Here is a 10,532-nt window from a genome sequence, read left to right on the forward strand (position 1 = left end):
CCGGACCTGGGGCGCCGCCTGGCCGGCGGCGCTCCCAGGCAGGCCTGCTACTGCGCCCCGAACGAGGGCAGCCACAGCGACAGCTCCGGGAAGACAATCAGCAGCGCAGTGGCGAGCAGCAGGATCAGGATGAACGGCGGGGTGCCGCGGATCACGTCGAAATAGGGCCGCCGGAACACCGCCATCGCCGTGAAGATGTCACAGCCGAACGGCGGCGTGGCCGAGCCGATCGCCGCCTGCAGGGTAACGATCACGCCCACGTGCACCGGATCCAGCCCGGCCGAGTCGACCAGCGGCTTGAAGATCGGCACCAGGATCAGGATGACCACGATCGGGTCGACGAACATGCAGCCGATGAAGAACGACAGCGCGATCAGCGACAGCGCGGCGATCTGGTTGTCGCCGATGCTGTCCACCGCCGGGCCGAGGACCTGCTCCGGGATATGCGCCGTCGCCAGGGTCTGCGAGAACGCGGCGCCCACCGCGACCAGGATGAACACCACGGCGGTGATCATGCCCGTGGACAGCGCCAGGTCCCAGAGATCGCGCAGCGTGACCTGACGGAAGATGATCACCTCCAGCACGAAGGCGTAGGCCACCGCCACCGCCGAGGCCTCCACCGGGCTGAAGAAACCGCCGTAGATGCCGCCCACCACGATGGCCGGGAAGCCCAGCGGCAGCAGCGCGCGCTTGATCGACTGCCAGCGCTCCGGCCACGGGGTCCGCGGCTCGGGCTCGATGCCCTGGACACGCGAGCCGATGTAGCAGTACACGGAGAACAGCAGCAGGATGAGCAGGCCGGGGACGATACCGGCGATGAACAGGTCGCCGATGGACGCCCCGGGCATGATCACCCCGTAGACGATGAAGCCGATGCTCGGCGGGATCAGCAGTGCGATGTCGCTGGAGTTGATGATCAGCGCCAGCGCGAAGCTGTCGGTGTAGCCCTTCTCGAGCAGCCGCGGGCGCATGGGCCCGCCCATGGCGACCACCGTGGCCTGGGTCGAGCCGGAAACCGCGCCGAACACCGCACAGCTCGCCGCGGTGGTGATCGGCAGGCCGCCGCGCAGATGGCCGGTGAAGGCGGAGACCAGGTCCAGCAGCCGGTTGGCGGTGTGCCCCTTGGTCATGATGTCCGCGGCGAAGATGAACATCGGCACCGCCGCGAGCACCCAGGTGCCGATACCGGAGATCATCCAGCTCACACCCTGGTCGGGCCCGAAGAAGGTCATCCCCGTGAACATCATGTACAGCGTGCCGGCCGCCAGCGGGACCATCATCGGGAACCCGAGCAGCAGCAGCACGATCATCGTCACAACAAGCCAGGTCAACATCCGGCGCGCTCCCCTTGCTCTCTAGCCTACGCGCCCGCTCAGGCGCCGTTATTCTGATTCGTCGTGGTGCCGGCCGCGGCACCCTCCTCCTCGACGGGAACCTCGGCGTACTCCTCCTTCTCGGTGAAGGAGCGATACAGCTCGTGGCTGGTGAGATTGCGCACGGCGGTGAGCACGTACTGCACGCCGGCGAGGGTGAAGCCAATGGGCGCGGCGAGGTAGACGATCCACAGCGGGATGGTCAGCGCCGAGCTGGTGCGCCCCCGCTCGTAGATCGCCAGGGTGTAGTCGGCGGACTCGAAGGCCAGGTAGAACATCAGCGCGGCCGTGCCGAGACAGATCAGCACGAGCAGCCCCTTGCGGGCGGTGCCGCCGAGCTGATCGTAGAGGGCGGACATGCTGATGTGGCGGGCGGAGCGGGCGGCGTAGCTGACGCCGATGAAGGTGATGAGGATGATCAGGAGCTCGGTGATCTCGCTGGTGCCGGGGATGCCTTCGCCGAAGATCAGTCTTCCGAGGACATGCCCGCTCATGACGATGGCCATGACCAGGATACCGCCGCCGACTATCAGCCTTTCTATGTTGCCGAGCCAGCGGTCCAGCGTCGCCAACCCTCTGAGAAAGACGTTGTGACTGCGCGGTCCCGCCGCACCATCACCGGATTGCGTCATAGCGAATTCCCCCGCCGCGGCTGGTCAAACCTCAATTGACCATAAACCAAGAATCCGGGTTTGCCTACTCGCTGGACGGCCGAAAACCCTGTGTTACTGTTACCGGGGAGCCTCGACACGAACGAGAACAGCCAATCAGAAAGGAGGTCCTTACCCATGCGGCTGTACAAGTCCATCTCCATCGCGGCGCTCGGCCTGGGCCTGGCGTTCGCGGCAACAGCGAGCAGTGCGGAGACCTGGCGCTTCGGTCTCGAAGAGATCGAGGGCAGCGTTCAGTACGAGTACGCGGCCGAGTTCAAGAACATCATCGAGGAGAAGACCGACGGCGACGTCACCGTCGAGCTCTATCCCTACGGCGAGCTGGGCGGGCTCACCGACATCTACGATGCCGTCCAGAGCGGCGCCATCCAGCTCGCGTTCGGCTCCGGCTTCCTCGGCGGGACGGTGCCCGAGAGCCAGCTGTTCAGCCTGAACTTCATCCTGCCCCAGGACGAGTGGATGACCACCAAGGTCCTCAACTCCCCCGAGTTCCTGGAGAGTGACCCGTGGCAGAACGCGTTCCAGGATCGCGGCCTGCACCCGATCGCGATCGTGCCCGAGGGCTTCCAGGTCTGGACGGCGAACAAGCCGATCCACACCCCTGACGACATGGAAGGTCTCGCCATCCGCGTGATGGACAACCGCCTGCTGCTCGAGACCTACCGCGCCTATGGGGCGTCGCCGACGACCATCGAGTACGGCGAGCTCTACAGCGCCCTCCAGCAGGGCCAGGCCGAGGGCAACATCCAGCCGGTCTTCGCCCACGAGGAGATGAACTTCTACGAGGTTCAGGACTACATGATCTTCGCCAACCAGGCGCAGTTCGTGGCCACCGCGATGGCGAACCAGGACTGGTACAGCGGCCTGTCCGACGAGCGTAAGCAGCTCATCAAGGAGGCCACCGACGAGCTCGTGCGCTATATCCACGACAAGCAGCAGGAGCTCAACAGCAAGCGCCTGGATATCATCAAGTCCAACAGCGACATCGAGATCATCCGGCTCTCCGACGAGGAGCGGAACCAGTTCCGCGAGCTCGCCAAGCCGGTGCGCCAGGTCTTCGTCGACGAGGTCGGCGACAGTGGCCAGGAGCTGCTGGATCTGGTGACCAAGCTGTTCGACGAGGCCGAGAAGAAGTAGGCTTCCCGAAGCGGGAAACCTCGAGACCCGATCGAGCCCGGGGCGGCGCCCCGGGCTCTTTTCGTTACGGCCGGCGGTATTTGCCCGCGTCGGCCTTTGCGGCAGAATTGGCGGCTTACGGCGCCGCGCACGACGCCTTCGCCGGGACACGTCGGCGCCGGCAACACCAGCCAGGGGGAAAGGGAATGATCGGCAAAAACCTCGTCCGCGGCCTGCTCGGGGCCGCCTCGCTGTCCATGGCACTGATCGCGGGCCCCGCGGCCGCGGCCCCGGCGACCGTCAGGGTGACCTCCATCGTCGAGCACCCGGCGCTGGACGCCGTGCGTGATGGCACGCTGGACGAGCTGCGCGAGCGCGGCTACGAGCAGAACGACAACCTCGACTGGGCGTTCCAGACCGCCCAGGGCGATGTCGGCATCGCCGGACAGATCGCCCGGCAGTACGTGGGCGACGACCCAGACGTGATCGTCGCCATCGCCACGCCCTCGGCACAGGCCGCGGTATCCGCCGCCCGCGGACGGATCCCGGTGGTCTTCTCCGCGGTGACCGACCCGGTCAACGCCAAGCTGGTGAACGATCTCGACCATCCGGGCGGCAATGTCACCGGCGTCTCCGACATGACGCCGGTAGCCAGGCACCTGGCGTTCATCAAGCGCGTAATGCCGGAGCTCGAGACCCTCGGCATTCCCTACAATCCCGGTGAGCCCAACGCCGTCGTGCTTGTCGACGCGATCAAGAAGGCCGCGCCGGAGTACGGCATCGAGGTCAAGACCGCGGCCGCCCCGTCAACAGCGGACGTGCTCGGCGCCGCCCGCTCACTGGTCGGCGACGTGGACGCCATGTACATCGGCACCGACAACACCCTGATCAGCGCCTTCGAGTCGGTGGCCAAGGTGGGCATGGAGGCGGACATCCCGATCTTCACGGGCGACACCACCATCGTGAGCCGCGGCGCCGCCGCCGGTATCGGGTTCAACTACTACGACGTCGGCCGCCAGACCGGTGCCATCGTGGCCCGCATCCTCGAGGGCGAGGCCCCCGGGGATATCCCGGTGGAGTTCGTCGACAAGACACGGATCCATCTCAATCCGGCGGCGGCCCGCAAGATGGGGCTGGAGTTCGACCAGTCGGTGCTCGACGACGCCGACGAGATCGTCGAATAACACGCGCGGGCCCGCGGCCGGGTCCGAACGGCGCCGGCCACCACGCCGGCGCCCGGCCACCGGCCGTTTTCCGGCCGCGCCCACAAGGCGTGGCCGGCCCGGACCGGCACCTTCGGTTATGACGCAAAGGGCAGCGACGTGAGTCAGATCGCCATTCTCGGCGCCATAGAGACCGGCCTGCTGTTCGGCCTGGTCGCCATCGGCGTCTTCCTGAGCTTCCGGATACTCAACTTCCCCGACCTTACCGTCGACGGCAGCCTTCCGCTGGGCGCCGCCGTCGCCGCAACGCTGATCCTCGCCGGCGTGAACCCCTGGCTGTCGACCGTGGCCGCCTTCTTCGCCGGGGCCGGCGCCGGGCTGGTCACCGCCTGGCTGAACGTGCGCCTGCGCATCCTCCACCTGCTCGCGAGCATCCTGGTGATGATCTCGCTGCACACGGTGAACCTGCGCATCATGGGCCGGCCCAATGTCGCACTGCTCGGCGAGCCCACGGTCTTCTCCGCATTCGAGGGCCTGGACATCCCCTACTACTGGCTCAATCCCGCGGTGCTCCTGGTCGTGGTCCTCGTCACCGGTTACCTGATCACGCGCTTCCTGGGCTCGGAGATGGGACTCGGCATGCGCGCCACCGGTGCCAACCCGCGCATGGCCTCCGCGCAGGGCATTCATACCGGGCGGATGACGCTGCTCGGCATCGCGCTGTCCAATGCCCTGGTGGCACTCGCGGGCGCGCTGTTCGCCCAGATCCAGGGCGCAGCGGACATCACCATGGGCATCGGCACCATCGTGATCGGCCTGGCCGCGGTGATCGTGGGCGAGGCGCTGGTACCGCCGAAGACGATCGTGCGCGCGGTCATCGGCGCGGTGATCGGCTCGATCATCTACCGCTTCGCCGTGGCCTTCGCGCTCAACGCCGAATTCATCGGCCTGCAGGCGCAGGACCTCAAACTCATCACCGCGGTGCTGGTCGTGGTCGCCATGGTGCTGCCGGGCCTGCGCACCAAGCGCGCCATGCAGCGCCGGGCCCGGGCCACTCCGGCCAACAAGGGGGGACAGGGCTGATGATCCGTCTCGAGGACATCCACGTCACCTTCAATCCCGGTACGGCCATCGAGACCCACGCGCTCACGGGCCTGAACCTGGACATCCCCACGGGCGAGTTCGTCACCGTCATCGGCTCCAACGGCGCGGGCAAGTCCACCATGCTCAACGTCCTCGCCGGCGAGACCGGCACGGACACCGGCCGCGTGCTCATCGGCGAGGACGACGTCACCCGCCGCAGCACATCGGCACGGGCGGGGCTGGTCGCCCGGGTGTTCCAGGACCCCATGGCCGGCACCTGCGAAGACCTCACCATCGAGGAGAACCTGGCCCTTGCCTGCGCCCGCGGCCACCGCCGCGGATTGCGCCGCGCGGTCGACGGCGGCCGCCACCGCGCCTTCCGCGAGCGGATCGCGGAGATCAACCTCGGCCTCGAGGACCGCCTCGGCGACCGCATGGGCCTGCTCTCCGGCGGCCAGCGCCAGGCCGTGAGCCTGCTGATGGCCACCATGAACCCCATGCGCATCCTCCTGCTCGACGAGCACACTGCGGCGCTGGACCCGCGTACCGCGAACTTCGTCATGGGCCTGACGGACCGCTTCGTGGGAGAGTCCGGGCTGACTACACTGATGGTCACCCACTCCATGCGTCAGGCGCTGGACCACGGCGACCGTACGGTCATGCTCCACGAGGGGCGGGTAGTGCTCGACGTCAGCGGGGAGGAGCGCCGCGGCATGAAGGTCGAGGACCTGTTGCACATGTTCGAGAAGGTCCGCGGCGAGGAGGTCGACGACGACGCACTCGTACTCGGCTGAACATGGCCGGCGGCGAACGCCGGCCCGGAGGACACGGTCATGACGGTCCCCACGGAACCGGCACACCTGGCGCTGCGGCGCTACGCGCGGGAGACACACCACCACGCTCACCCCCATCACCAGGTCGTGCTGCCGCTGGCGGGCACACTGGAAATGGACGTGGACGGCCGGGGCGGCGACGTCACCGGCGACTGTGCCGCCGTTATCCCCCGCGGCCGGCCCCACGGCTTCGCCGGCAGCGGTGACAACGCGTTCCTGATCCTCGACATCACCGCACCGCCCTCCCCCGGCAACGGCCGCGAATTCTGGCAGGCGGCCGCCGAACAGCCCTTCGTGCGCTTCGACGCCAGCCTCCACGGGCTGTGCCGCTTCATGGCCGAGCGCATCGGCCCGGACGGTCTCGGCGGGGTGCGCTCCGAGGTCACCGGATCGATGATCGTCGAGACCCTCGCCCGGGGCCTCGACACGGTCCCCGCCGCCCTGCCACGGCCGCTGGCGCGGGCCGTCCGGTTCATGGAATCCCACTGCAGCGAGGCCCTCACGGTGGCGGCGATCGCCCGCGAGGCCGGTGTCGGAACCAGCCGGCTGTTCACGCTGTTCGATACGCATTTCGGGACTTCGCCGGGCCGCTATCTCGCCCGGCAGCGCCTGCATCACGCACGCTGGCTGCTGGAGACGACGCGCCGGCCGCTCGCGGAGATCGCCCTGGCCTCCGGCTACGCGGACCAGAGCACCTTCACCCGCGCCTTCCGCCGGGAGACGGGCATGCCGCCGGCCGCTTACCGCCGCCGCCACGGTGGCCGGCGATAAAGGCGGAGACCAGGCACAAACGGCGGCAGCAACGGGCAAAGACAGGCCTCCGCCCCACGCTCCAGACTGCGGCCTCAGGACGCAGAGGAGATGCAAGCCATGACCCGTCGACTGACCGACTTCTCCGTGCTCACCTTCGACTGCTACGGGACGCTGATCGACTGGGAGAGCGGGATCTGGGACGCCCTGCAGCCGGTGCTCCACGCCAACGGCTGCACGGAAATCACCCGCGAAACCGGCCTCGCCGCCTTCGCCGAGTTCGAGAGCACGCAGCAGGCCGAGACCCCCGGGATGCGCTACCCCGAGCTGTTGCGGCGTGTCCACGAGCGCTTCGTCGAGCGCTTCGGGCTGCGCAGCAACGAGGCCCTGGACCGGGCGTTCGGCGAGTCCGTGCCTCACTGGCCCGCCTTCCCCGACAGCGCCGACGCCCTGCGCTCGCTCGCCCGTTCGTACCGGCTGGTGATCCTCTCCAACGTGGACCACGGGGGCTTCGCCGCCTCCAATCGCAAGCTCGGGGTCACCTTCGACGCCATCTACACCGCCGAGGACATGGGCGCCTACAAGCCCACCCCCGGCAATTTCGAGTACATGGTCAACCGGCTGCGGGAGGACCACGGCATCGCCCCGGAGCAGATCCTGCACACCGCCCAGAGCCTGTTCCACGACCACGTCCCGGCCAGCCACGCCGGCCTCGCCCGATGCTGGATCGATCGCCAGGGCCTGTCCCGTGGCGGCAGCTGGGGGGCCACCGCAGAGGTACCGGAACGGCCCTCGGTCGACTTCCTCTTCCCGGACCTCGCCGGCATGGCCGCGCAGGTGCGCGAGGAGGAGGACGCCCCGCCGGCGCGCTGAACGAGGGCGGGCGGGGTCCGTAAAGCCCCGTATGCACATGCCGGAGTCCCCGCGCTAGCCTTACTGACACGGTCATTCCCATGGCCGCCCGCCCCCGGCGAACATACCGGGGACGGGGCTGTCGAAACGGTAAAGGTCAGCGGAGAGAAGGCATGGCCATGACACGACGCCAGTTGCTCGCGGCCCTCGGGGCCGCGGCCATCATCCCCGCCGGGGTGTGGCGGCTGCTGCCGAGCGCTCGCGCCGCCGGCGAGTTCCCCCTGGAGCTCAGCGAGGCGGAGTGGCGCAAGCGGCTGACCCCACGCGAGTACGAGGTCCTGCGCGAGGAGGACACCGAGGCACCCGGCAGCAGCGAGCTCCTGCACGAGAAGCGCGCCGGGGTATACACCTGTGCCGGCTGCGACCAGCCCGTGTTCCGCTCGGAGACCAAGTTCGACAGCGGCACCGGCTGGCCGAGCTTCTACGCCCCCATCGACGGCGCGATCGGCACCCGCGAGGACCGCCGCCTGCTCGTGATGGTGCGCACCGAGGTGCACTGCAGCCGCTGCGGCGGCCATCTCGGCCACGTCTTCGAGGACGGTCCGGAGCCCACGGGGCTGCGCTACTGCCTCAACGGCGTGGCGCTTGATTTCGTCCCCGCCGGGGAGGCCCCGGCATGATGCGCCGGCTGGCCGTAATCCTCCTTGCCGCCGTCACCACCGCCGCAGGCGCCGCCGGCATGGGCAAGCCCGCGGCCGGCCCGCCACCGGAGGGACTCGCGGTGGCGACCTTCGCCGGCGGCTGCTTCTGGTGCATGGAGCCGCCGTTCGACAAGCTCGACGGCGTGCGTGAGACGATCTCCGGCTATACCGGCGGCCACGTCGAGCGACCCACCTACCGCCAGGTCGGCAGCGGCGGCACGGGTCACTACGAGGCGGAACGCGTGGTCTACGACCCGGCGAAGATCAGCTACGAGCGGCTGCTCGAGGTGTACTGGCGCAACGTCGACCCCTTCGACCCCGGCGGACAGTTCTGCGACCGCGGCCGTTCCTATCGCACGGCGATCTTCGTGCACAACGACGAGCAGCGCCGTCTCGCCGAGCAGAGCAAGGAGCGGCTGGCGCAGCGCTTCGATCACCGCATCGTCACACCGGTGGTCGACGCCTCGGCGTTCTATCCGGCGGAGGACTATCACCAGGACTACTACCGGAAGAATCCGATCCGCTACAAGTACTACCGCCTGCGCTGCGGGCGGGACCAGCGCCTGGAAGCCATCTGGGGTGACGAGGCTGGCGGGTGAGGCCCGTCCGCCATCAACCGCGTCCTTCGCCGTCCGTTCCCGGGACGGTGGCGGGCGCCTCCATACGGACGCCCTGCGCGCCGCAGAACGCCGACAGCGCCTCCAGCTCGTCGTCCGGCAGCACCAGCTCCATGACCACCCCCTCGCCGTAGTCGACCGAGCACGGCCATGCGTCGTGACCGGAGGCCCAGTGGCGCAGCGGCTGCTCGACCGCGAAGCCCATATGCAGGCGGACCCGGGAGCACGGCCGGTGACGCGTGAGCTCGAGCGCCGATAGCACCTGTTCCGTGGCACCCGCGTAGGCCCGGGTAAGGCCGCCGGCCCCCAGCTTGATACCGCCGAAATAGCGCACGACGACCACCACCACGTCGGCGATGCCCTTGTGCTGGATCACACCGAGGATGGGCCGGCCGGCGGTACCCGAAGGCTCACCGGCATCGCTCACCGCCGCGGAGGCGGCCCCCTCGGGGTCTCCGACGAGGTAGGCCCAGCAGTGATGGCGCGCGTCCGGGAACTCCGCGGTCAGCCGATCGACCACGGCGAACGCCTCCCCGCGCGTCTCCGCGCGTTCGGCGTGAGCGATGAACCGGCTCTTGCGCACCAAGGTCTCGGCACGCGCCGGACCGGCCGGCACCAGCGGGGCGGTGTCCGCCACGGCGACTCCTCCGGGAGGTGAAAGGCGTGCCGCCATACTAACCCGGACGCTTGCCCGTCCTCACCCCGGTATGCCGGGAACGCCCCTTCACCGGACCGCGGTGCCGCCCGGCAAGGGCCCGTTGCACCCGCAAGGCATACGGACACACGGCGATCAGGCACCGGATGAGACCGTGGATCCATCAAAGCTTGATGTTGCTCACACGCCGGCGACCGCCACGCCGCCAAAATGCTACAGTCGTGCGTAGCCGCGCGGATACGCGCCGTCGCGGCAACACGGCCCAATCCGAACAATAAGGCGCGGTAGGGAATGGACTGCGCCGGCCAGCAAGGAGATCATCCATGCGCGCGATGCTTCGCGGACTGCTCGCCCTGGTGCTGTGCGGCGCGTATGCCACGGCCCATGCCGACTTCTCCGACGGTGAGATCCGCATCGGGGTGCTTACCGACCTCTCCGGCGTCTCCCGCGGCGACGCCGGCCAGCTGAGCGTGGTCGCCGCCGAGGTCGCCGCCGACCGCCTGGGCGGGAATATCGACGGTGCCCCCATCCGTATCATCGCCATGGATCACGGCAGCGATGCGGATCAGGCACTGAAGGCGGCGCGGGAACTGGTCGAGACCCACCACGTGGACATGATCACCGACCTGGTGCGCTCCAACACGGCAATCCCGGTACAGCGCTATGCGACCGAGCAGGGCGTGGTGGTCATGCCCACCGGCGCGGGCGCCTCGGCACT

General features: G+C 68.7%; 12 protein-coding genes. 9 read left to right on the forward strand and 3 right to left on the reverse strand.

What is annotated here, in order from left to right:
- Window positions 1-47 precede the first annotated feature (47 nt).
- Together G7A99_RS07510 and G7A99_RS07515 are read right to left on the reverse strand one after the other, a co-directional pair.
- Window positions 48-1,334 (reverse strand): TRAP transporter large permease, encoded by a 1,287-nt coding sequence (locus G7A99_RS07510; RefSeq protein ID WP_018717791.1) that lies wholly within the window; start codon window positions 1,332-1,334, stop codon window positions 48-50.
- Window positions 1,335-1,372: 38 nt separating this feature from the next.
- The gene (locus tag G7A99_RS07515) at window positions 1,373-2,005 is read right to left on the reverse strand and encodes a TRAP transporter small permease (protein ID WP_163139345.1); all 633 of its coding nucleotides are present in this window, start codon (window positions 2,003-2,005) and stop codon (window positions 1,373-1,375) included.
- A 156-nt stretch (window positions 2,006-2,161) separates the two neighbouring features.
- Between G7A99_RS07515 and dctP the strand changes: the two genes are divergently transcribed.
- The 8 genes from dctP (at window position 2,162) to msrA (ending at window position 9,141) form a co-directional block, all read left to right on the forward strand.
- Complete coding sequence (dctP, locus tag G7A99_RS07520; RefSeq protein ID WP_018717789.1) at window positions 2,162-3,181, forward strand: TRAP transporter substrate-binding protein DctP; 1,020 nt, start codon at window positions 2,162-2,164, stop codon at window positions 3,179-3,181.
- A 185-nt stretch (window positions 3,182-3,366) separates the two neighbouring features.
- The gene (locus G7A99_RS07525; RefSeq protein ID WP_018717788.1) at window positions 3,367-4,344 is read left to right on the forward strand and encodes an ABC transporter substrate-binding protein; all 978 of its coding nucleotides are present in this window, start codon (window positions 3,367-3,369) and stop codon (window positions 4,342-4,344) included.
- A 138-nt stretch (window positions 4,345-4,482) separates the two neighbouring features.
- On the forward strand, window positions 4,483-5,406 hold the full coding sequence (locus tag G7A99_RS07530) for an ABC transporter permease (protein ID WP_018717787.1): 924 nt from the start codon (window positions 4,483-4,485) through the stop codon (window positions 5,404-5,406).
- Window positions 5,406-6,200 (forward strand): ABC transporter ATP-binding protein, encoded by a 795-nt coding sequence (locus G7A99_RS07535; protein ID WP_163139346.1) that lies wholly within the window; start codon window positions 5,406-5,408, stop codon window positions 6,198-6,200. Before G7A99_RS07530 ends, G7A99_RS07535 begins: the two co-directional genes overlap by 1 nt.
- A 39-nt stretch (window positions 6,201-6,239) precedes the next feature.
- Window positions 6,240-7,010, forward strand: coding sequence for an AraC family transcriptional regulator (locus G7A99_RS07540; protein ID WP_163139347.1), 771 nt, complete (start codon window positions 6,240-6,242; stop codon window positions 7,008-7,010).
- 99 nt (window positions 7,011-7,109) lie between these two features.
- Window positions 7,110-7,862: a haloacid dehalogenase type II gene (locus tag G7A99_RS07545; protein ID WP_163139348.1), complete on the forward strand. Its 753-nt coding sequence runs from the start codon at window positions 7,110-7,112 to the stop codon at window positions 7,860-7,862.
- A 152-nt stretch (window positions 7,863-8,014) separates the two neighbouring features.
- Window positions 8,015-8,521, forward strand: a complete 507-nt coding sequence (gene msrB / locus G7A99_RS07550) for a peptide-methionine (R)-S-oxide reductase MsrB (protein WP_018717783.1) — start codon at window positions 8,015-8,017, stop codon at window positions 8,519-8,521.
- A complete protein-coding gene (gene msrA, locus G7A99_RS07555; protein ID WP_018717782.1) occupies window positions 8,518-9,141 on the forward strand; it encodes a peptide-methionine (S)-S-oxide reductase MsrA in 624 nt (207 codons plus the stop codon). The genes msrB and msrA overlap by 4 nt, the downstream gene beginning before the upstream one ends.
- A gap of 13 nt (window positions 9,142-9,154) precedes the next feature.
- On the opposite strand, the gene G7A99_RS07560 is transcribed toward msrA, so the two are convergent.
- Window positions 9,155-9,796, reverse strand: coding sequence for a YigZ family protein (locus tag G7A99_RS07560; protein ID WP_205599767.1), 642 nt, complete (start codon window positions 9,794-9,796; stop codon window positions 9,155-9,157).
- Window positions 9,797-10,137: 341 nt separating this feature from the next.
- On the opposite strand from G7A99_RS07560, the gene G7A99_RS07565 reads away from it, so the two are divergent.
- The coding region (locus tag G7A99_RS07565) for an ABC transporter substrate-binding protein (RefSeq protein ID WP_163139350.1) at window positions 10,138-10,532 on the forward strand (395 nt) is incomplete at its 3' end.

This window comes from Arhodomonas sp. KWT, from assembly GCF_010993615.1.

Coding starts and splice junctions, on each gene's coding strand:
- G7A99_RS07545 (WP_163139348.1), top strand. CDS start 7,110: ATGACCCGTCGACTGACCGACTTCTCCGTGCTCACCTTCGACTGCTAC.
- msrB (WP_018717783.1), top strand. CDS start 8,015: ATGGCCATGACACGACGCCAGTTGCTCGCGGCCCTCGGGGCCGCGGCC.
- G7A99_RS07510 (WP_018717791.1), bottom strand. CDS start 1,334: ATGTTGACCTGGCTTGTTGTGACGATGATCGTGCTGCTGCTGCTCGGG.
- G7A99_RS07540 (WP_163139347.1), top strand. CDS start 6,240: ATGACGGTCCCCACGGAACCGGCACACCTGGCGCTGCGGCGCTACGCG.
- G7A99_RS07535 (WP_163139346.1), top strand. CDS start 5,406: ATGATCCGTCTCGAGGACATCCACGTCACCTTCAATCCCGGTACGGCC.
- G7A99_RS07525 (WP_018717788.1), top strand. CDS start 3,367: ATGATCGGCAAAAACCTCGTCCGCGGCCTGCTCGGGGCCGCCTCGCTG.
- msrA (WP_018717782.1), top strand. CDS start 8,518: ATGATGCGCCGGCTGGCCGTAATCCTCCTTGCCGCCGTCACCACCGCC.
- dctP (WP_018717789.1), top strand. CDS start 2,162: ATGCGGCTGTACAAGTCCATCTCCATCGCGGCGCTCGGCCTGGGCCTG.
- G7A99_RS07515 (WP_163139345.1), bottom strand. CDS start 2,005: ATGACGCAATCCGGTGATGGTGCGGCGGGACCGCGCAGTCACAACGTC.